At 64.8% G+C, this 21,770-nt stretch carries 13 protein-coding genes; 2 read left to right on the top strand and 11 right to left on the bottom strand.

Features of this window, described 5'->3' with window-relative positions; translation table 11 throughout:
• Positions 1–78: 78 nt before the first annotated feature.
• The 3 genes from hcp to L5014_RS13480 all read right to left on the bottom strand — a co-directional run bounded on the left by hcp (position 79) and on the right by L5014_RS13480 (position 3,985).
• Positions 79–1,746, bottom strand: a complete 1,668-nt coding sequence (hcp, locus tag L5014_RS13490; protein ID WP_238464246.1) for a hydroxylamine reductase — start codon at positions 1,744–1,746, stop codon at positions 79–81.
• A 312-nt stretch (positions 1,747–2,058) separates the two neighbouring features.
• A complete protein-coding gene (locus L5014_RS13485; protein WP_238464245.1) occupies positions 2,059–2,598 on the bottom strand; it encodes a single-stranded DNA-binding protein in 540 nt (179 codons plus the stop codon).
• Positions 2,599–2,782: 184 nt separating this feature from the next.
• Positions 2,783–3,985: an MFS transporter gene (locus tag L5014_RS13480; protein ID WP_338019287.1), complete on the bottom strand. Its 1,203-nt coding sequence runs from the start codon at positions 3,983–3,985 to the stop codon at positions 2,783–2,785.
• Between the two features lie 337 nt (positions 3,986–4,322).
• Between L5014_RS13480 and uvrA the strand changes: the two genes are divergently transcribed.
• Both uvrA and L5014_RS13470 read left to right on the top strand, forming a co-directional pair.
• On the top strand, positions 4,323–7,226 hold the full coding sequence (gene uvrA, locus L5014_RS13475) for an excinuclease ABC subunit UvrA (protein ID WP_238464244.1): 2,904 nt from the start codon (positions 4,323–4,325) through the stop codon (positions 7,224–7,226).
• A gap of 106 nt (positions 7,227–7,332) precedes the next feature.
• Positions 7,333–8,418 (top strand): AI-2E family transporter, encoded by a 1,086-nt coding sequence (locus L5014_RS13470; protein WP_238464243.1) that lies wholly within the window; start codon positions 7,333–7,335, stop codon positions 8,416–8,418.
• Between the two features lie 27 nt (positions 8,419–8,445).
• On the opposite strand, the gene L5014_RS13465 is transcribed toward L5014_RS13470, so the two are convergent.
• From L5014_RS13465 to L5014_RS13430, 8 genes are all read right to left on the bottom strand, one after another.
• A complete protein-coding gene (locus tag L5014_RS13465) occupies positions 8,446–9,132 on the bottom strand; it encodes a response regulator (protein WP_238464242.1) in 687 nt (228 codons plus the stop codon).
• A gap of 133 nt (positions 9,133–9,265) precedes the next feature.
• A complete protein-coding gene (locus L5014_RS13460) occupies positions 9,266–11,323 on the bottom strand; it encodes a type IV pili methyl-accepting chemotaxis transducer N-terminal domain-containing protein (RefSeq protein WP_420800066.1) in 2,058 nt (685 codons plus the stop codon).
• 393 nt (positions 11,324–11,716) lie between these two features.
• A complete protein-coding gene (narI, locus tag L5014_RS13455) occupies positions 11,717–12,400 on the bottom strand; it encodes a respiratory nitrate reductase subunit gamma (protein WP_238464240.1) in 684 nt (227 codons plus the stop codon).
• A gap of 10 nt (positions 12,401–12,410) precedes the next feature.
• A complete protein-coding gene (gene narJ / locus L5014_RS13450; RefSeq protein WP_238464239.1) occupies positions 12,411–13,079 on the bottom strand; it encodes a nitrate reductase molybdenum cofactor assembly chaperone in 669 nt (222 codons plus the stop codon).
• Positions 13,080–13,091: 12 nt separating this feature from the next.
• On the bottom strand, positions 13,092–14,645 hold the full coding sequence (gene narH / locus L5014_RS13445; RefSeq protein WP_238464238.1) for a nitrate reductase subunit beta: 1,554 nt from the start codon (positions 14,643–14,645) through the stop codon (positions 13,092–13,094).
• Complete coding sequence (locus L5014_RS13440) at positions 14,642–18,367, bottom strand: nitrate reductase subunit alpha (RefSeq protein ID WP_238464237.1); 3,726 nt, start codon at positions 18,365–18,367, stop codon at positions 14,642–14,644. The genes narH and L5014_RS13440 overlap by 4 nt, the downstream gene beginning before the upstream one ends.
• Before the next feature lie 257 nt (positions 18,368–18,624).
• Complete coding sequence (locus L5014_RS13435; protein ID WP_238464236.1) at positions 18,625–20,019, bottom strand: NarK family nitrate/nitrite MFS transporter; 1,395 nt, start codon at positions 20,017–20,019, stop codon at positions 18,625–18,627.
• 90 nt (positions 20,020–20,109) lie between these two features.
• On the bottom strand, positions 20,110–21,435 hold the full coding sequence (locus L5014_RS13430; protein WP_238464235.1) for an MFS transporter: 1,326 nt from the start codon (positions 21,433–21,435) through the stop codon (positions 20,110–20,112).
• Positions 21,436–21,770 lie beyond the last annotated feature (335 nt).

The following is a 21,770-nucleotide window of genomic DNA, read 5'->3' as shown; positions in this document are numbered from 1 at the left end:
ACCTCATTCAATGTCGGCTGAACATCGGCGTCGCGTCAATGAAACGCCGACGCAACGCCGCTGCAACACCGCTGCAATTCACGCAGCCTTGCGTTCGAGCGCCGCCGCGAGATCGGCGTGCGCATCGCCGATCGGCTGAATGCCGAACTGCTCGACGAGGATTTGCAGCACGCCTGGCGTGAGGAAGACCGGCAAGGTCGGTCCGAGGTGGATATTGCGGATGCCGAGCGCGAGCAGCGTGAGCAGCACCGCAGCGGCCTTCTGCTCGAACCACGAGATCACGAGCGAAAGCGGCAAGTCGTTCACGCCGCACTTGAAGGCATCGGCAAGCGCGACGGCAATGCGGATGGCCGAATAGCTGTCGTTGCACTGGCCGAGGTCGAGCAGACGCGGAATGCCGCCGATGTCGCCGAACGCGTGCCGGTTGAAGCGGTACTTGTTGCAGCCGAGCGTCATGATGACGGTGTCTTGCGGCGCGGCCTCAGCGAACTCGGTGTAGTAGTTGCGGCCAGGCGCTGCGCCGTCGCAGCCGCCGATCAGGAAGAAGTGGCGAATCTGGCCGGCCTTCACGGCGTCGATCACCTTGTCCGCCACGCCGAGCACGGAATGGCGCGCAAAGCCCACGGTGATGCTCTCCTCGGGCCCCGTCTCGTGAAAGCCGGGCAAGGCGTGCGCCGCCTGCACGAGCGGCGCGAAGGCGCCATGCTCGAGATGGCGCACGCCGGGCCAGCCCACCGGACCGGTCGTGAAGACGCGTTGACGGTATTGCGGCAGCGGCTCGATCAGGCAGTTCGAGGTCATCAGCACAGGGCCGGGAAAGTTAGCGAAGTCCGCCTGCTGATCCTGCCAGGCGCCGCCGTAGTTGCCCGCGAGATGCGGGTAGGCCTTGAGCTTCGGATAAGCGTGCGCGGGCAGCATCTCGCCGTGCGTGTAGATCTGCACGCCGCTATCTTTGGTGGCTTCGAGCAATGCTTCGAGGTCACCCAGATCGTGGCCGGAAACGAGGATCGCCTTGCCCGCCACCGGCGTCATGCGCACGGCCGTAGGCTGCTGATTGCCGAAGCGGCCCGTATTGGCGGCGTCGAGCAACTCCATCACCTTGAGGTTCAAATTCCCGAGCGCGAGTGCGTGCTCGAGCAGCGCGTTAGCCTGCTCGGGTTCGCTCGCGAGAAATTCGAGCGCCGCCTCCACGCCCGCATAGACCTCTTCGCTTTCGTAGCCCAGCACGCGGGCATGATGCGCGTACGCGCAAACACCCTTCAAACCATAGAGCACCAACGCGCGCAGCCCGACGATATCGGCGCCGAGTGTCTCGAGTCCCGCATTCACACCGACGAGCCGGGCTTGCGCCTGAAGCTCCGCGATGTTCGCGCCGGGTTGCCAGCGCGCCGGACCAGCCGGCTCCTGCGCAGCGACGCCCTGCGCGAACGCCAGCGTCTCGTAGCTCGCCTTCACGCGATCGCGGTGCTGTGCGGCATCGCGCAACATCCCCACGAAGCGCGCGGCGTTGAAGTTCACATTGGTGAGCGTCGTGAACATCGCGTAGAGAATGAACCGATCGGCTTCGCGATCGGGGCGACCCGCAGCACGCGCGAGCGCGTTGTACTGGGCGATGCCCTTGACCGCGTGGATCAGCAGGTCCTGCAGGTCCGCGGTGGTGGCGTCCTTGCCGCAGTTGCCCTTCGCCGATGCGCAACCCTGCGCTCCATTGTTGCGGTCGGTCTGTTCACATTGATAGCAAAACACGGCTTTCTCCTTTCCTTGTGGGTGACGGTGCCAGGGCTTGTCGATGAGATGCATCGACTGTCGGAACGCAGCGAGGCGACTCGTAAGATGCAAATTCCGCGCATCTTTTAAATGGTCACTCCGACGAGGAAGTTTTGCCGTGACGCAGATCAGAAAAAGCGCCGGTTCAGACGCGGAACCGTTTGCCTGTGCGAAAACGCCGCAGCGGGGTGCTGCTGCACAACGAAAGGAAAAAGCCCGCGCTCCTTGCGGAGCGCGGGCTTCAATCAGCAAAAATCAGCAAAACCGAGAGGGCTGCGAGAGGGCTCGGATTTAGAACGGAATATCGTCGTCCATCTCGTCGAAGCCGCCGCCGGCCGGCGCGTTCGAACGGCCGCCACCGGCGCCGCCAGCACCACCGCCGCTCGCGCGCGGCGCACCGCCGCCGCCTGCGGCACGGCCACCGCCGCGCGGTGCGGACTGCTCGCGGCTGTAGCCGCCGTCGTCACCCATGTCGCTGCCCGACGAGGCGCCGCTGCTGCGGCCGCCCAGCATCTGCATCTGGTCGGCGACGATTTCGGTCGAGTAACGGTCGGTGCCGTCCTGCGCCTGCCACTTGCGCGTGCGGATACGGCCTTCGATATACACCGACGAACCCTTCTTCAGGTATTCGGAGACGATCTCGGCCAGACGGCCGAAGAACGCCACGCGGTGCCATTCGGTCATTTCCTTGAACTCGCCGGACGCCTTGTCCTTGTAGCGGTCGGTGGTCGCGAGGCGGATGTTCGCCACCGCGTCGCCGCTGGGCAGATAGCGCACTTCCGGTTCGGCGCCGAGGTTGCCGACGAGGATCACCTTGTTCACGGATGCCATGAGTTTCTCCTGTTGATTCCGTTGCGAGGAGCGGCCGCGCAATTCGCGCATCGACTTCACATTGCGATGCATCGCGCGCGGACCACCTTTCGCGAAAATTGTTGCTGCGAACGCCGGGTTCGCTTCAAAGCAGAGGGCGGGCGCGCCCGCGGCCCAGGCCGCAACCCGGCCCCATCAAGCCACATCAAGCCCGCTTGGGCTGCGCCTTCACCGGCACCTTCATGTAGGCCGCGATTATAAGCCAGCAAAACACAAGGCCCGAGCACGCGTAGAAAACCGCGCTCGCGCTCCCGTGCTTGAGCAGCCACCCGCCCACCACGCCGCCGAGCGCAAGCCCGATCGACTGGGTGGTGTTATAGACGCCCGTGGCCGCGCCCTTGCGGTTGCCCGGTGCGAGCTTGGACACCAGCGAGGGCTGCGAAGCCTCCAGGATGTTGAACCCAAGGAAGTACACGAACAGCACGGCCGCCACGATTGCAATGGTATGCGCAAGCGAGCCGAGAAGGAGCTGGCCGATCAGGATAAGCCCAATGGCCGAGCACAACACGGCCTTCATCTTGCCCCGCTTTTCTGCGGCGATGATGGCAGGCACCATCAGGACGAACGAGACGCCCATCACCGGCAGATAAATCTTCCAGTGCGCGGCGACCGGCAGGCCGGCGTCCACCAGCAGGCGCGGCACGACGAGAAAAAGCGCGGTCTGGGTGGCGTGCAGCACGAGCACGCCGAAGTTCAGGCGCAGCAGTTCCACGTTGCGCAGGACTTCGGCGAATGGCGCACGCACATGCACGGGCCTGGGCGCATCGGGCACGATCCACAGTACGACGCCCACCGCGAGGATCGAGAACACGCCGACGAGCGCGAACAGGCCGCTCATGCCCACCCAGTGAAATACGATGGGCGCACCCACGATCGCCACGGCGAAGGACAGGCCGATCGAGCCGCCCACCATCGCCATGGCCTTGGTGCGGTGCTCTTCGGAGGTGAGGTCGGCGATGAACGCGAGGACCGCCGAGGAAATCGCGCCCATGCCCTGAATCACCCGGCCGACGATGATCCAGGTGATGTCGTGCGCGAAGGCCGCCACGAAGCTGCCCAGGGCGAAGATCACGAGGCCGGTGATGATCACGGGCTTGCGGCCCATCCTGTCGGAAAGCCAGCCGTAAAAGATGTAGAGAAGCGACTGCGTGACGCCGTAGGCGCCAAGGGCGATGCCGACAAGCAGCACGTTGTCGCCGCCGGGAATGGTTTTCGCGTAGACCGAAAACACCGGCATGATCATGAACAGGCCCAGCATGCGCAGCGCGAAGATCGCGGCCAGCGACACGGTCGCGCGCATTTCCGGCGCGCTCATGCGTGAAGAAGTAGCGGGTGAATTGGAGGACATCGGAGCGTTTTCTGATTGGGCCGCCGCTGCGCGCGCGTGAATGTGCGTTATTGGGCCTTGGGGCGGGCGAGACGTGCAACGGGCATCGGGCGAACTTCGCGGCGTTCTCATTGCGGCCGTGGCGGTCTTGCATGAACGGGAACGAAGCGGGCAGCCCCCGTATTGACCAGAGTTAGCGCTTCAGCGCTTACGCTGGTCCCACGCCCTCTTTCAGCGTCCCTCGTGCCGCCTCACTGCAGCCATTCGGGACCCTTTCAAAGACCCTCAGCAAGCCGTAACGGCGGTCTGGAAAAGTCGTTATAGTAGCAGGTTTAGCCCCCCTTTCTCCCGCAGGTTCATGGAACAAATCCGTATCCGTGGGGCCCGAACCCACAACCTGAAGAACGTCAATCTGGACCTGCCGCGCCACAAGCTCGTGGTGATCACCGGGCTCTCGGGCTCGGGCAAGTCGTCGCTGGCGTTCGACACGCTCTACGCGGAAGGCCAGCGCCGCTACGTGGAAAGCCTTTCGGCCTACGCGCGCCAGTTCCTGCAACTGATGGAGAAGCCCGACGTCGACCTGATCGAGGGTCTGTCGCCGGCCATCTCCATCGAGCAGAAGGCCACTTCGCACAACCCGCGCTCGACAGTGGGCACGGTCACCGAGATCCACGACTACCTGCGTCTGCTCTACGCACGCGTGGGCACGCCCTACTGCCCCGACCACGAAATTCCGCTAGAGGCGCAAAGCGTCTCGCAGATGGTCGATGCCGCACTCGCGCTGCCCGAAGAGACCAGGATGATGATCCTCGCGCCCGTGGTCGTCGACCGCAAGGGCGAGCACGCCGAGCTCTTCGACGACATGCAGGCGCAGGGTTTCGTGCGCTTTCGCGTGCGCTCGGGCGGCGGCACCGCCAATGAAGGCGAGGCGAAAATCTACGAAGTCGAGTCGCTGCCCAAGCTCAAGAAGAGCGAGCGCCACACCATCGACGTGGTGGTGGACCGCCTGAAGGTGCGCCCCGACATGAAGCAGCGTCTCGCGGAGTCGTTCGAGACTGCGCTGCGCCTCGCCGAGAGCCGCGCCATCGTGCTCGAAATGGACACGAACCGCGAGCACCTCTTCAGCTCGAAGTTCGCCTGCCCGATCTGCTCGTACTCGCTGCCAGAGCTGGAGCCGCGCCTCTTCTCGTTCAACAACCCGATGGGCGCGTGCCCGGAGTGCGACGGTCTCGGCCAGATCACGTTCTTCGACCCGAAGCGCGTGGTAGCGCATCCGTCGCTCTCGCTCGCCGCGGGCGCGGTGAAGGGCTGGGACCGGCGCAACCAGTTCTACTTCCAGATGCTGCAGAGCCTGGCCGCGTTCTACGATTTCGACATCGACACCGCGTTCGAAGACCTGCCCGAGAAGGTGCGCAAGATCCTGCTCTACGGCTCGGGCAAGCAGGAGATCCCGTTCTCATATATCAACGAGCGCGGCCGCACTTCGGTGCGCGAGCACGTATTCGAAGGGATCATCCCGAACCTCGAGCGCCGCTACCGCGAAACCGATTCGGCCGCGGTGCGCGAGGAGCTTGCCAAGTATCAGAACAACCAGGCCTGCCCGCACTGCGAAGGCACACGCTTGCGCCGCGAGGCGCGCTTCGTGCGGATCGGCTCCAATGCGGGTACGGGCGAACAGGCTCGCGCCATCTATGAAGTGAGCGGCTGGCCACTGCGCGACACGCTCGGCTACTTCCAGACACTGCGTCTCGAAGGCGCCAAGCGCGAGATCGCCGACAAGGTGGTCAAGGAGATCGTCGCGCGGCTGATGTTCCTCAATAACGTCGGCCTCGACTACCTCTCGCTCGAGCGCAGCGCCGAAACGCTCTCGGGCGGCGAGGCGCAGCGCATTCGCCTCGCTTCGCAGATCGGCTCGGGCCTCACGGGCGTCATGTACGTGCTCGACGAGCCGTCCATCGGCCTGCATCAGCGCGACAACGACCGCCTCATCTCCACGCTCAAGCATCTGCGCGACCTCGGCAATTCGGTGATCGTCGTCGAGCACGACGAAGACATGATCCGCATGGCCGACTACGTGGTCGACATGGGCCCGGGCGCCGGCGAGCACGGCGGCATGGTGATCGCCGAGGGTACGCCCAAGGAGGTGGAGAACGATCCGGCCTCGATGACCGGCCAGTACCTCTCGGGCGCACGCCGCATCGACTACCCGGACGAGCGCATCGAGCCCGGCGAGCGGCGCCTGCGCATCATCGAAGCCTACGGCAACAACCTGAAGCGCGTGACGCTCGACCTGCCGGTGGGTCTCCTGACCTGTGTGACGGGCGTCTCGGGCTCGGGCAAGTCCACGCTGATCAACGACACGCTCTATCACGCGGTCTCGCAGCATCTGTACGGTTCGTCGGCGCAGCCGGCGCCGTTCGAGGCCATCGAGGGGCTGGAGCATTTCGACAAGGTGATCAACGTCGACCAGTCGCCGATCGGCCGCACGCCGCGCTCGAACCCGGCCACCTACACGGGCCTCTTCACGCCCATCCGCGAGCTGTTCGCGGGCGTGCCGGCGGCCAAGGAGCGCGGCTACGAGTCGGGCCGCTTCTCGTTCAACGTGAAGGGCGGCCGCTGCGAAAGCTGCCAGGGCGACGGCGTGCTGAAGGTGGAGATGCACTTCCTGCCCGATGTCTACGTGCCCTGCGACGTCTGCCACGGCAAGCGCTACAACCGCGAGACGCTGGAGATCCAGTACAAGGGCCGGAACATCAGCGAAGTGCTCGACATGACGGTCGAGGCGGCCTACGAGTTCTTCAAGGCCGTGCCGGTCGTGGCGCGCAAGTTGAAGACGCTGCTGGACGTGGGGCTGGGCTATATCCGCCTCGGCCAGTCGGCCACCACGCTTTCGGGCGGCGAGGCGCAGCGCGTGAAGCTGTCGCTCGAGCTTTCGAAGCGGGACACGGGCCGCACGCTGTATATACTCGACGAGCCGACCACGGGTCTGCATTTCCACGACATCGCGCTCTTGCTGGAGGTGATCCACCGGCTTCGCGACCAGGGCAATACGGTGGTGATCATCGAGCATAATCTCGATGTGATCAAAACCGCCGACTGGATCGTGGACATGGGCCCCGAAGGCGGCGCGGGCGGCGGTCAGATCGTGGCGCAAGGCACGCCCGAGCAGGTGGCGAAGGCGAAGGCGAGCTTCACGGGCCGCTATCTCGCGCCGCTGCTCAAGCGCCAGATGGCCGCGCTCGACGCGGCCTCGGGGAAATAAGCAATAGAAAAGGTTGCGGCAGCCATTGCTGTAGCAGCCGTTGCCGTAGCAACAACAGAACGGGGGCGCTTGCGCCCCCGCAGTCTGGAGACGGAATACACACAACATGGTCAAGCGCAACGAAGCGACCGACGATAAACAGGTGCGCGACCTGCGGCCCAGGCCGGTCAGGCTCACGAGCGACATGAGCCTGCCGAAGCTCTCGGCGGTGGAAATTGGCAGCTATGCGGCGGCGCTCGCCGGCTTGTGGGCGGTGCTGCACCTGGACCTTCTAGGTGCGCTGCTCGCGGGGATGCTGGTCTTTCAGCTCGTGCACACCATCGCACCGCTGATCGAGCGGCGCATGTCGAGCCACCGCGCGCGCTGGCTCTCTGTCGTGCTGGTTTCCATTGTGATCGTGGGCGTGCTCACGGGCATCACGGTAGGCGTCATCGAGCAGTTCGAAAACGACGTGCCGAGCGTGCAGAAGGTGATGGCGCAGATGATGACGTTCGTCGACCAGGCGCGCGGCAAGATTCCCGACGCCGTCGCGGCCTATCTGCCCGTGGACGTCGCCCAGATGAAGCTCAAGGCGATCGCGCTCATGCACGAGCACGCCACCCAGCTCGGCCAGGGCGGCAAGAACGCCGCGCGCATCTTCGGGCATATCGTGATCGGCATGATCATCGGCGCGATCGTCGCCATTAGCGCGCAGAGGAACGCCACGCGGCTGCCGCTCTCGACCGCCTTCGTCACGCGGGTGGCGCGCTTCGCGGACGCGTTCCGCCGCATCGTGTTCGCACAGGTGAAGATCTCGGCCATCAACACCGTGTTCACCGGGCTCTTCCTGCTGCTCGTGCTGCCGCTCTTTCACGCGCCGCTGCCGCTCGCGAAGATGCTCGTCGTGGTGACCTTCGTGGTCGGCTTGCTGCCCGTGGTCGGCAACCTGATCTCGAACACGCTGATCGTCGCAATCGCGCTGACCGTGAGCCTGCCCGCGGCGGTCACGGCGCTCGTGTTCCTGATCTTGATTCACAAGCTCGAATACTTTCTGAACGCGCGCATCGTGGGCGGCCAGATCGAGGCGCGCACGTGGGAGCTGCTGGTCGCGATGCTCGTGATGGAAGCCGCGTTCGGCATCCAGGGCGTGATTGCCGCGCCCATCTTCTACGCGTATATCAAGCGCGAGCTGATCTATCTGCGGCTCGTCTGATGCCCCGGCGAGGCGGCATGCGCCGCCTCACTCGTCGCGCGGCTCGCTCATCCCGTCCGCCATGCCCTCTTGCCCCACCGCATAGACGGCCACCTGCACGCGGCTCGTAAGGTTCAGCTTGCGCAGAATGTTGCGCACGTGAATCTTCACCGTGCTTTCGGCCAGATCGAGCGTGCGCGCGATCTCCTTGTTGCTCGCCCCGCGCGCGAGTTCGCGCACGATGTCGCGCTCGCGCGCGGTGAGTGTCTCGCCGCTGGTGCGCGGCGCGCTGGGTGCACTCGGCGCGGCCGCCGGCTTGCGCATCTGCTCGACGAGCTTCGCGGTCATGTGCTCGGTGATCACCGGCTGGCCGGCGGCCGCCTTGCGGATGGCCGCGACGAGCGAATCGGCGTCGATGCTCTTGAGCAGGAAGCCGCTCGCGCCCGCGCGCATCGCGGCGGTGAGTTCGTCGGCGTCCTCCGATACGGTCAGCATGACGACAGCCGTATCGGGCAGGTCCTGCACCAGCAGTTGCAGCGTTTCGAGGCCCGAGAGGCCGGGCATGTTCAGGTCGAGCAGGATCACGTCGGGCGTGTGCTGCTGCGCGCGCTTGATGCCTTCGACGCCGTCTGCCGCCTCCCCCACCACTTCGAGGTCGGGCTGGCGGTGCAAAAGCGCGCTCACGCCCGAGCGAAAGAGCGTGTGGTCGTCGATGAGCAGGATGCGGATGGTCATGGCCTGAAATTCGGGTTGTGGCGATGCTGCCAGTCGTGGCGCGAAGCGTAGCGTATCGAGGGGCTACAAGGGTCGATCATGCATCGATCAAGCGTGGCTAAAGCGTGGCTCGAGCGTGGCCCGAGCGTGGAAATCAAGCGGCCTTGCGGCTCGCGGCCGGCAGCACCAGCTCCACGCGTGAGCCGCGCCCCGGGGCGCTGTCGAGCGTGAGCGCTCCCGCGAGGCGCTTGGCACGTTCGCGCATGATATGAAACCCCACATGCGCTTCGCCGCGCGCGGCAATGTCGGCGGGATCGTAGCCTACGCCATCGTCTTCGATGGCGAGACGGAAGTCGCGTCCATTGACGACGCTCACGCTCACGTGTTGCGCTTCGGCATGCTTGCGAATATTCGAGAGCGCCTCCTGGAGCACGAACAGCACCTGGAGTTGCTGATCGGCCGGCAGCGGCGGGCCGCCCTCGTCGCGATAATCGAGCGAGAGCTCGGCGTCCGACTGGCGCCGAAAGCGCGCTACCGTGTCGTCCACCGCGGGCCGCAATGCGCCGGTTCCGAGCTTCGAGCGGAAATTCAGCAGCAGTTCGCGCACGTCGTCGTAGCTCTCCTCCACGCCGCCTGCGAGCAGCGGCACGATCTCGCGCACTTCGTCGAGATTACCGTCGGCCGCCGCGCCGTCGAGCAAGTGCACTTGCATCTTCAGAAAGCTCAGGCCCTGCGCGATGCTGTCGTGCAGCCCTTGCGCGACGAGGTTGCGCTCCTCCGAAACCGCCAGCTGGCGCGCAAGCGCCGCGAGGCGCCGATTCTTCAGCGCGACGCCGAGATGGCGGCCGAGCGTCTGCAATAGCTGGACTTCCGAAGGCGGCATCTGGCGCTCGCGCCGGAAGTGCAGCGAGAACGTGCCAAGCGGCTCGCTCTGCGAAACGATGCCGAACACCGCGACACTCGCGAAACCCGCGCGCAGGCAATGCTGCGCGTGCGCGCGCTCGGCGTCGCTCATGGTGTTCGCGGCGTTCGCGGTGGGTATGCGCCCCTTGGCGCTCATTTGCGCGACCAGGCTGCGCAGATCGACCACCACCACCGGCTCTTCCGCCGACGCAGCGCCGCATGCGCAGTCTTGCGCGGGCATGCATCGCTCGGCGCGCACGAGCTCCTCGGGCAGGCCTTCGGCGACCAGCAGATGCAGATTGTCGTCCTCGGCGGAGGCGAGGCGCACGGTCCCGCCGTCGGCTTCGAACTCGCGCATCAGGCGCGTGAGGAAATCGCGGCTCAGCGGCTCCACGGGCTCCGGCGTATTGAGAAAGGCCGCCATTTCATAGAGGATGCGCAGTTCGCGGTTCTGCGCCGCCAGTTGCCCGGTCTTGACGTCCACGCGCGCGGCGAGGTCCTGGTACAGCGCCTGCAACTCGGCGACCATCTGGTTGAAGCCCTGCGCGAGATGGCCAAATTCGTCGCGCGTATCGACGGGCAGACGCGTATCGAATTCCTGCGCCTCGATGCGCGCGAGCCCATCCTGCAGACGCTGCACGGGCACCACGAACCACAGGTAAAGCAGATAGACGATCGCCACGGTGCCCACGCACGAGAGCGCCGCGAGCGCGATCTGCGAAGTGCGCAGCCACGCCGTTTTGCGTGCGTTCTCGCGCTCGATCAGCACCACGAGGCGATTGGCGTCGTCGACGAAGGCTGGCAGCAACGCGAGATACCCCGACGGCTCGCCCACGCCCGAGACGCGATCGCGCTGCACGGCCGGCTCGAGCCGTTCGTGCCACGACGTGGCCACGCGGTCGAATTGCTGACGAATCAGCGCGTCGTCGGGCAGGAATAGCGGGCGGGCCGCGTTGCCTTCGTGCAACTGACGCAGGGTCTCGTTGAGCTGGCCGACCTGCGCGTCGAGCCGCGACGGTTTGCCCAGGCGGGTCTCCCACAGCTCGATAGCCACCGCATTCGCACGCATGCGCAGGCTGCCCGCGTCGTTGATCGCTGCGCCCGCGCCTTCGAGCTGCCACGAGAGCCAGAGCGTGCCGCCGATCATCGTGAGCACGATCGCGAGCACGACCGTGGAGAGCACGACGATGCGCGTGGACAGGCGCCGCCGGAAGGGCGCGAGCGGGCCACCGGACTGTGCGGCCAGGGCGGCCACGGCAGCCGCCGGAGACGGTGCGGAGCGAGCGGCGGAATCGGGAGAACGGGTCATCGCCATAAAGGACACGGGAAACGAAGGGCGGCGCACAAGCGCCAGCATTCCTCATTATCGGTTGACGTATCGCAAACAGCACGACCGGGCGACCGGATCGGCCGGGGACTGCGACACTATGCGCCAGTTCGTCCGGGCATGCCAGCCGGATGCCCCGCGCTGCCGTGAGCAGCGGGGGCCCTGCACGGCACTGCGGCAAGCCGCCCACGCCTCGCTTCCGGGGCGCGGCGAAGAGGCACAAAAGAGGCTCCAAAGAGGCATAAAAAAGGGGAGCTCGCGCATGGCTCGCTCCCCGCAAAAGAACGGCCGATCCCCACGGCCGCCCCGAGGCAAAGCAGACAACAACACAACGAAGACACTCGAGGCAGGCCTGCGGCCCGCCTCACCGCATACCTAGCGGCTGCGCACGAGCTGCCACGCCCGCGACAGATAGGTGACCGAAGCCAGCCCGCTCCACACGTGCACGAGACGCGTGAACGGGAAGATCACGAAAAGCGTCATGCCCATGAACAGATGCAGACGGAACACGAGCGGCGCGCCGGCCACGTAGCTCGCGGCGTCGCCGCGGAACGTGACGATGTGCTGCGCCCAGGTCATGAGGCGCACCATCATGGCGCCGTCCAGATGGCCTGCCGATACGCCGATCGTCGTGAGCCCGAGCAGCAGCGTGACGAGGATCCACAGCAGCAGCACCTTGTCGCCGAAACGCGTGACTGCCGAGATGCGCGCGTTCGTGAAGCGCCGGTGCAGCAGGATTGCGAGCCCCGCGAGACCCATCGTGCCCATCACACCGCCGGCGACCATCGCCAGAAGCTGCTTGGCCTCATGCGGCACGCCGAGCCAGTCCCAGACCGCGACAGGCGTGAGCAGGCCCACAAAGTGCCCGGCGAAGAGCCCCAGGATGCCGATGTGAAAGAGGATGTTGCCAAGGCGCAACTGCCCGCGATAGAGCAATTGCGAGCTGTCGGACTTCCACGTGTACTGCTCGCGCTCGAAGCGCGCGAGCGAGCCGAACAGGAAGATCGAGGCGGCGATGTACGGATAGATGCCGAACAGAAACTGGTTGAACATGTTCATTGCATTTCCTTTACGAAGCGGCCTGCGCCGCGCGCGGATAGAACTGGACGACCTGCGGCGCATTCGCGGCTCCGGCGCCGAAGGGCTGCAACAGCGGCTCGACGCCGTCGACGCCCGTGCCGAAGCGCTCGAGCGCCTCGTCCATGTCGCGCACCGGCGCGCCGGTGAGCGGCAACGGCTCCACCACGGACATTTCACACAGCACGGTGAAGATGGCCGCGTAGGGGCTCTCATCGCGCTCGAGCTGATTGCCGAGCGCGGCGAGCACGTGAATCGCCTCGCCGAGCAACGCGCTGGCGTCCTCCTCGCTGATCAGGCCGAGCACTTCGAGAAAAAGCGGCACGTAGTCGGGCAACTCGCTGGTCGCCACATCGAGGCCGAAGCTACGATATTCATCGAGCAGATCGACCATCGCCTGGCCGCGCGCGCGGCTTTCGCCGTGCACGTGCTCGAACAGATGCAGCGAGTGGCGCGGATTGCGGTCGAAAGTCGCCACGTAGTTTTCCTGCGACTCGGTGAGCGACTGCTCGCGCAGCGCCGCAATGAGCGGCGCGAGCTCGCGCACGGCGAACGCGCCATGCCCGGACGTCGCAAGCACGCCCTCGATTTCGTCGAGCGCATCGAGCAGGGGCTGCTCGGGGTAATCGAGCAGCGCGGAGAGAACCGGATAGATTGGCATGATGGCGCCTCCTCAGCGTTCCGACGTCGCCTTGCGGCGCGACTTCGGCATATCGGCAAACACCACGCTGCCCTCGTGCTTCGCCCCGAAGAGCGTGCCTTCCGAGACGCCGCCCGAGCACCCGTTGCCGAACGAGAAGCCACAACTGCCTTTCTCGTTGAACGAGTCCTCGACCATCTCCTTGTGCGACGACGGCACGACGAAGCGGTCTTCGTAGTTCGCGATCGCCATGGTGCGGTACATGTCTTCGACTTGTTCCGCCGTGAGGCCAGCGCGCTTCAGAATCGCGTTGTCGTTCACGCCGTCCACCGACTGCGTGCGCTTGTACGCGCGCATCGTCAGCATGCGGTTGAGTGCTGAGATCACGGGCTTCTCGTCGCCGGCCGTGAGCAGGTTGGCGAGATAGCGCATGGGAATGCGCAGGCTCGTCACATCGGGAATCACACCGTCCATGCCGATATGGCCTGCGTCCGCTGCCGACTGGATCGGCGAGAGCGGCGGCACGTACCAGACCATCGGCAGCGTGCGGTACTCGGGATGCAGCGGGAACGCAATCTTCCACTCGACCGCCATGCGATACACGGGCGACTTCACAGCCGCGTCGAGCCAGCTTTGCGGCACGCCCTGGCGGCGCGCTTCGGCCTGGATCGCCGGATCGTGCGGATCGAGGAACACGTCGAGCTGCGACTGGTACAAGTCCTGCGTGGACTCAACCGAAGCCGCCTCGCCGATGCGGTCCGCGTCGTAGAGCATCACGCCCAGATAGCGAATGCGCCCCACGCAGGTTTCCGAGCACACCGTCGGCTGGCCGGCCTCGATGCGCGGGTAGCAGAAGATGCACTTCTCGGCCTTGCCGCTCTTCCAGTTGAAGTACATCTTCTTGTACGGGCAGCCCGAGATGCACATGCGCCAGCCGCGGCACTTGTCCTGGTCGACGAGCACGATGCCGTCGTCTTCGCGCTTGTAGACGGAGCCCGAGGGGCACGACGCCACGCACGCCGGATTCAGGCAGTGCTCGCACAGACGCGGCAGATACATCATGAAGGTGTTCTCGAAGCTCGAGTACATCTCCTTCTGCACGTTCTCGAAAAGCTGGTCGCGGCTGCGCGATTCGAACTCGCCGCCCAGGTCGTCTTCCCAGTTAGGACCCCAATGGATCTTGTCCATCTTCTTGCCGGTGATCACCGAGACGGGGCGCGCGGTGGGCGGCGTCTCTGAAAGACGCGCCTTTTGCAAATGCTCGTAGTCGTAGGTGAACGGCTCGTAGTAGTCGTCGATGGCGGGCAGGTTCGGGTTGGCGAAGAGGTTCGCCAGCACCTTGAGCTTCGGGCCCTGGCGCGGCTCGATTTTCCCATTCGGGTTGCGCATCCAGCCGCCCTTCCACTTCTCCTGGTTTTCCCATTCCTTCGGATAGCCGATGCCGGGCTTCGTTTCGACGTTGTTGAACCATGCGTACTCGACGCCGTCGCGCGAAGTCCACACGTTCTTGCACGTGACCGAGCACGTATGGCAGCCGATGCACTTGTCGAGGTTCAGAACCATCGCCACCTGAGCGCGGATTTTCATGATGCTGCTCCTTCCTTCATCGGGCCTTCCAGCCACTCGACTTTCTTCATCTTGCGCACGATCACGAACTCGTCGCGATTGCTGCCGACGGTGCCGTAGTAGTTGAACCCGTAAGCCAGTTGCGCGTAACCGCCGATCATGTGCGTGGGCTTGAGCACCGTGCGCGTGACCGAGTTGTGAATGCCGCCGCGCTTGCCGCTCGTTTCAGCGCCTGGCACGTTGATGATCTTCTCCTGCGCGTGATACATGAGGCACATGCCGCGCGGCACGCGCTGGCTCACCACGACGCGCGCAGTGAGCGTGCCGTTCACGTTGAACACTTCGACCCAGTCGTTGTCGACGAGACCCGCTTCCTTCGCCTCGGCCTCCGAGACCCATACATGCGGACCGCCGCGCGAGAGCGTGAGCATGCGCAAGTTGTCCGTGTAGGTGGAGTGGATGCCCCACTTCTGGTGCGGCGTGATCCAGTTCAGCACCAGCTCGTGCTCGCCGTTGGGTTTCGCGCCGAGCATCGGCGAAATGGTCTTCGTGTCGATGGCCGGCTTGTAGTTGCAGAAGCCTTCGCCGAAGTCGAGCATCCAGCGGTGATCCTGATAGAACTGCTGCCGGCCCGTGAGCGTGCGCCATGGAATCAGCTCGTGCACGTTCGTGTAGCCCGCGTTGTAGCTCACCTCTTCCGATTCGAGCCCCGACCATGTAGGTGCGGAGATGATCTTGCGCGGCTGTGCCTGCACATCGCGAAAGCGAATCTTGTCGTGCTCGCGGCCTTCGGCCAGATGCGTGTGGTCGCGGCCCGTGATCTTCGAGAGCGCGTCCCATGCCTTCACCGCCACGTGGCCGTTGGTCTCGGGCGCGAAGGTGAGGATCATCTCGGCGGCGTCGATGGCCGTCTCCAGGCGCGGCCGGCCCTCGCCCGCACCGGCGGCTTCATGGCGGCCGGTAAGCTGCGCGAACTCGCCCACTTCATGCGACGTGTTCCAGTTGATGCCCTTGCCGCCGTTGCCGAGCTTGTCCAGCAGCGGCCCGACCGAGGTGAACTTGTTGTAGATCTCGCGATAGTCGCGCTCCACCACCGTCATCGAGGGCGCGGTCTTGCCCGGAATCAGGTCGCACTCGCCGTGGCGCCAGTCCTTCGGCTCGAACGCCTGGCCGAGTTCGCCCGGCGTGTCGTGCATGAGCGGCGTGCAGACGAGGTCGGTACGCGTGCCGAGATGCTCGCCACCGATCTCCGAGAACTTCTTCGCGATCGCCTTGTAGATCTCCCAGTCGGTCTTGCTTTCCCACAGCGGCTGCACGGCCTCGGACAGCGGGTGGATGAACGGGTGCATGTCGGACGTGTTGAGGTCGTCCTTCTCGTAGAACGTGGCCGTCGGCAGCACGATGTCGCCGTACAGGCACGTGGTGCTCATGCGGAAGTCGAGCACCGTGAGCAGATCGAGCTTGCCCTCGGCCGCTTCGCGCACCTTCACCTCGGACGGCTTGATCGCATCGGCTTCGTCGCCGAAGAGCGCGTTCTGCGTGCCGAGCAGGTACTTCAGGAAATACTCGTGGCCCTTGCCCGAGCTGCCGAGAATGTTCGAGCGCCACACAAACATGTTGCGCGGGAAGTTCGCGGGATTGTCGGGGTCGTCGCAGGCGAAGCTCAGTTCGCCGGACTTGAGCTTCTCGACCGTGTACTGCACCGGCGGCACGCCAGCACGCTTCGCGGCGTCCACCACGTCGAGCGGATTCGCGCCCAGTTGCGGCGCCGACGGCAGCCATCCCATGCGCTCGGACTTCGCGTTGAGGTCGAGCATGGAGAGATTCTTGTAGCGCTCGCGATCGGCGCCGGGCCCGAGGATCTCGCCGAGCGCGACTTTCTCGTGGCGCCACTGGCTCGTGTGGTTGTAGAAGAACGACGTGCCGTTCATCTGGCGCGGCGGACGCTGCCAGTCGAGCGCGAACGCGAGCGGCGCCCAGCCGAATTGCGGACGCAGCTTTTCCTGGCCCACGTAGTGCGCCCAGCCGCCGCCGCTCTGGCCGACACAGCCGCACATCATCAGCAGATTGATGATGCCGCGGTAAATCATGTCGTTGTGATACCAGTGATTGAGGGCCGCGCCCACGATCACCATGCTCTTGCCGTGCGTGCGATCGGCGTTGTCGGCGAATTCGCGCGCCACCTGGATCACGAGCTTGCGCGGCACCGTAGTGTGCTTCTCCTGCCATGCGGGCGTGCAGGGCACGTCGTCATCGTAGGAGGACGCGACGTTCGGGCCGCCGAGGCCCTGATCGACGCCATAGTTGGCCATCTGCAGGTCGTAGACGGTCGCGACCAGCACGCTCGTGCCGTCCGCGAGCGCCACGCGCTTCGCCGGCACGCGGCGCGCGAGCAGCGCGCCTTGTTCGCCGCCGAAGTATGGGAAGCTCACCTCAATCACTTCGTCATGCTGATCGATGAGCGAGAGGCGCGGATCGATCTCGCGGCCGCTGCCGCCGTCCTTCATTTCGAGGTTCCAGCGGCCGACCTTCTCGCCGCCGTCATGCTCGCCTTCGCCCCAGCGGAAGCCGATCGAGCCGTTCGGCGCGACGATGTCGCCCGTGGCCGCATCGATCGCGAGCGTCTTCCATTGCGGGTTGTTCGCTTCGTCGAGATTGCCGGCGAGCTGCGAGGCGCGCAGGAACTGGTCCGGCACCACCGCGCCGTCGCGCCGGCTCAGCGTGACGAGCATCGGCATGTCGGTGTACTGCTTCACGTAGTCGCGGAAGTACGCTGATTTGCCATTCGCGTGGAATTCCTTGAGCACCACGTGGCCCATCGCGAGCGCGAGCGCCGCATCGGTGCCCTGCTTCGGCGCGAGCCAGATGTCGCCGAACTTCACCATCTCGCCGAAGTCCGACGAGACCGCCACGGTCTTGGTGCCCTTGTAGCGGACCTCGGTGTAGAAGTGCGCGTCGGGCGTGCGCGTCTGCGGCACGTTCGAGCCCCACACCATCAGATACGTCGAGTTGTACCAGTCGGCCGATTCGGGCACGTCGGTCTGCTCGCCCCAAACCTGCGGCGACGACGGCGGCAAATCGCAATACCAGTCGTAGAACGAAAGACACGCGCCGCCGATCAGGCTCAGATAGCGCGCACCCGCCGCATACGAGACCATCGACATGGCCGGGATCGGCGAGAAGCCGACCACGCGGTCCGGGCCGTACTCGCCAACGGTGTAGGCATTGGCCGCGGCGATCATTTCGGTGGCCGTATCCCAGTCGGCGCGCACGAAGCCGCCCTGGCCGCGCGCACGCTTGTAGCGCGCCGCCTTCTCGGGATTTTCGACGATCGAGGCCCACGCCTTGACCGGATCGAGCGTGCGGCGCGCCTCGCGCCACATGTCCATCAGGCGGCCGCGAATCATCGGGTATTTCACGCGCTGCGCCGAGTAGACGTACCAGCTATACGAGGCGCCACGCGGACAGCCGCGCGGCTCATGATTGGGCAGGTCGGCGCGCGTGCGCGGATAGTCGGTCTGCTGCGTTTCCCACGTGATCAAGCCGTTCTTCACGTAGACCTTCCACGAGCACGAGCCCGTGCAGTTCACGCCGTGGGTCGAGCGCACGATCTTGTCTTGCTGCCAGCGGCTGCGATAGCCGTCTTCCCACTTGCGGTCTTCGTTCACCACCGCGCCGTGACCATTGGAGAAGGTCGACTTCACGCGCGACATGAACTTCAACCGGTCCAGAAAGTAACTCATACGATGCTCCGGGACTGCCGATGTTTTGTCTTCGACTGCGCCTGCTGTCTCGCGCCGCTGGCACCTCTTGTGCTGCATGTGCCTTGTGCGCGGGCCGTTTGCGTACTACCAGCGGGCCGTCGGTTTTCGAAAATCACTTTTGAGTATGGCGGGCAGGCCCTTGCCTGCCCATTCGTCGAGGGGAGAGTGCGCGTTGCGCATCGGGAGTAGGCTCGTCGCGGCCCGCTACTCCCAAAGGACTAGTCCGGTTGCTTGCCTCAGCACGGCATGGAGGCGTTGCGGCGTGCGTAGAAGAACCACGTCACGAGCGCACACACCACGTAGAAGCCGATAAAGCACACGAGCGCCATGACGGGAGAGCCGGTCATGTCGAGCGAGGTGCCGAAGCTCTTCGGGATGAAGAAGCCGCCGTATGCGCCCATCGCGCCTGAGAAGCCGAGCACCGCTGCCGATTCCTTGCCTGCTTCGGCAATCGCGCTGTGCTGTGCCGGTGCGCCCTTGCCCTCGGCCGCGCGCTGTTGCTGGGTGAGAAAGATCACGGGGATCATGCGGAAGGTCGAGCCATTGCCGATGCCGGTCAACGCGAACAGCACGACGAACATTGCGAGGAAGCCAACGAAGCTGCCTTGTGCGCCACCCAGTGCACCGCCCGGCAGGAAAGCGATCACGCCCATCACTGCGACGATCATCGCGACGAAGGTCCAGAGCGTGACGCGCGCGCCGCCGATCTTGTCCGAGATCCAGCCACCGACCGGACGCGTGAGCGCGCCGGCGAGAGGCCCGAGGAATGCCCATGCAGTCGGGTTGATCGCGGGGAATTCAGCCTTGGTCAACAGCGCGAGACCCGCCGAGAAACCGATGAACGAGCCGAACGTGCCCACATAGAGAAAGCACATGATCCAGTTGTGCATGCGGCGGAAAATCACGGCCTGTTCGCTGAACGAGGCCTTTGCATCGGCGATGTCGTTCATGCCGAACCATGCAGCGAGCGACGACACGATGATGAGCGGCACCCAGACGAAACCCGCGTTCTGCAGCCAGATGCTCTGTTCGACGCCGTCCTTCATGTACGTCTGACCATCGCCGAGCAGGCCCGCGAACACGGCCGTCGAGATCACGATAGGCGTGACGAACTGCACGACCGAGACGCCCAGGTTGCCGATGCCCGCGTTCAGGCCCGTGGCAAAACCCTTGCGCGCCTTCGGGAAGAAGAAGCTGATGTTTGCCATCGACGAGCTGAAGTTCGCGCCGCCGAAGCCGCACAGGAGCGCGAGCACGAGCAGCGTCGTATACGACGTGGACGGATCGCGCAGCGCGAAGCCCATGCCGACGGCCGGGATCAGCAGGCTCGCCGTGGAGATTGCGGTGAAGCGGCGGCCGCCGAAGATCGGCACGAGGAACGAATAGAAGATGCGCAGCGTGGCGCCCGAAAGCGCGGGCAGCGCCGTGAGCCAGAACAGCTCGTTCTTGGTGAAGTGGAAACCGCCCTTGTCGAGATTGACGACCGTGACGCTCCACAGCGACCACACGACGAACGCCAGCATCAGCGCCGGAATCGAGATCCACAGGTTACGGGTAGCGATCTGCTCGCCGGAAGCCTCCCAGAACGTGGCGTTCTCGGGCTCCCACTTGGTCAAAAGATATTTGGACATGATAGTGCTCGTAAAGTAGGCGCCGCCCACGCGGCGTGTGAAATCATTCGGTTCGGCCCGTTCTGGGCTGGCCCGTTCCGGGCTGGCAAATTATTCGTGATGCGAAGTTTCTTTCAGCGAGGCAATCTCGCCACATTCCTTGCGCTCGAGCATCGCGCGACCGTGCGCAACGGCCTCGCGACGGAACGAGAAGTGCATGAAGAGCAGACTGACCACGGTGGCGCCGAACATCAGCATGAAACAGGTGGTGCGCACGCCAGTGAGGTCCACCAGCAGGCCGAACAGGATCGGCAGGATGAAGCCCGCGAGACCGCCGGCGAGACCCACCACACCAGATACCGCGCCGATGTTGTCGGTGTATTCGTCGCCGATGAACTTGAAGACCGAGGCCTTGCCCACCGCCATCGCGATGCCCACGATGAACATGAGCACCGTGTAGAACACCGGACCCGTGCTGATGTGCAGGTTGAGCGGACCATGCGCGCTGTGAATCACGAAGTCGGTCGGCGGATAGCTCAGCAGGAAGAAGCAGCCGAGGGCGACCCACATCACGGCCCACGTGGTGCGATACGCACCGTAGCGGTCGGAGAGCCAGCCGCCGATCGCGCGCAGCACGCCGCCGGGCAGCGAGAAGCACGCCGCGAGGAACGCTGCCTGCTCGATGCCGAAGCCGTACTGGTTCACGTAGTACTGCGGCATCCACAGCGAAAGACCCACATAGCCGCCGAACACCACCGAGTAGTACTGTGAATAGCGCAGCACGCGCGGGTCGGCGAGCACGCGCATCTGGCTCGCCACACTGGTCGAAGTCGTGACGCGATGCGCGGGATTGCTTGCCGAGAACACCCAGAACAGCAGCGCGGTAACGAGCATCGCGACCGAGTAGACCTTCGGCACGATGGTCCATGAACCGGCAGCGACGATCAGCACCGGCGCCACGAACTTGTTGAGCGCCGCGCCCGAGTTGCCCGCACCGAAGATGCCCATGGCGAAGCCCTGGCGCGACTTCGGGAACCAGCGCGCGACATAGGGCGTACCGACAGAAAAGGAAGCGCCCGCGAAACCCACGAAAAGACCGAGCACCAGGAATTGCCACAGTTCGGTCGCGTACGACACGAGCCAGATCGGGATGACCGTCACGATCATCGTGAGGAAGAAGACGATGCGGCCGCCGAAGCGGTCCGTCCAGATGCCGAGCGGCACGCGGGCGAGCGACCCGGTGAGCACCGGCATAGCGGCAACCAGACCGAATTCCGTATCGGTGAGATGGAGCTGCTGCTTGAGCGGAATGCCGAGGATTGCGAACATCATCCAGACGGCAAAACAGATCGTAAATGCAAACGTGCTCGAGCCGAGCACGCGCCAGGCACGGCTGTCCGGTACGGCGTCCGCCTGTGAGGATGGGGCGGGTTTCATGGTGTTTCCTCTTCTTGTCGAATGGACGTAACAAGAGTAGGAAGCACAGCGCCCGCAGACTATTACTCGCAGGTAGGACGCGACGATCCACCGCTAAGTCTTAAGGAGTAGTCCTTGGGAATGGAACGGTGTTGAGGGGAGGGCCGCGTGGATGCGGTTACACCGTTGTGCAATAAGAATAGTTCGAAACACCATAGCGTGCCGCGTGGCACGCAGGGCAATCGCATGAAGCTCAAAGGCCGAGGATCTTCTCGCGGTACGGATCACTGGCGCTGGCTTTGAGCCTTCGGTTTTTCAGCCCAGCTTTCGTGGTCGTATCTCGTTTGAGCAGATTC

It is taken from the genome of Paraburkholderia tagetis, from assembly GCF_022213065.1.
Taxonomy (GTDB): Bacteria; Pseudomonadota; Gammaproteobacteria; order Burkholderiales; family Burkholderiaceae; genus Paraburkholderia; species Paraburkholderia tagetis.
Note: the sequence above shows the minus strand (reverse complement) of the source record. Positions and strands in the feature narration are given on the sequence as shown.

Excerpts from the sequence above, each read along its gene's own strand:
- L5014_RS13460 (WP_420800066.1), bottom strand. The coding sequence starts at position 11,323 with ATGACCCGTTCTCCCGATTCCGCCGCTCGCTCCGCACCGTCTCCGGCG.
- narH (WP_238464238.1), bottom strand. The coding sequence starts at position 14,645 with ATGAAAATCCGCGCTCAGGTGGCGATGGTTCTGAACCTCGACAAGTGC.
- L5014_RS13465 (WP_238464242.1), bottom strand. The coding sequence starts at position 9,132 with ATGACCATCCGCATCCTGCTCATCGACGACCACACGCTCTTTCGCTCG.
- narI (WP_238464240.1), bottom strand. The coding sequence starts at position 12,400 with ATGAACATGTTCAACCAGTTTCTGTTCGGCATCTATCCGTACATCGCC.
- L5014_RS13470 (WP_238464243.1), top strand. The coding sequence starts at position 7,333 with ATGGTCAAGCGCAACGAAGCGACCGACGATAAACAGGTGCGCGACCTG.
- narJ (WP_238464239.1), bottom strand. The coding sequence starts at position 13,079 with ATGCCAATCTATCCGGTTCTCTCCGCGCTGCTCGATTACCCCGAGCAG.
- L5014_RS13435 (WP_238464236.1), bottom strand. The coding sequence starts at position 20,019 with ATGTCCAAATATCTTTTGACCAAGTGGGAGCCCGAGAACGCCACGTTC.
- L5014_RS13485 (WP_238464245.1), bottom strand. The coding sequence starts at position 2,598 with ATGGCATCCGTGAACAAGGTGATCCTCGTCGGCAACCTCGGCGCCGAA.
- uvrA (WP_238464244.1), top strand. The coding sequence starts at position 4,323 with ATGGAACAAATCCGTATCCGTGGGGCCCGAACCCACAACCTGAAGAAC.
- L5014_RS13480 (WP_338019287.1), bottom strand. The coding sequence starts at position 3,985 with ATGTCCTCCAATTCACCCGCTACTTCTTCACGCATGAGCGCGCCGGAA.
- L5014_RS13430 (WP_238464235.1), bottom strand. The coding sequence starts at position 21,435 with ATGAAACCCGCCCCATCCTCACAGGCGGACGCCGTACCGGACAGCCGT.
- L5014_RS13440 (WP_238464237.1), bottom strand. The coding sequence starts at position 18,367 with ATGAGTTACTTTCTGGACCGGTTGAAGTTCATGTCGCGCGTGAAGTCG.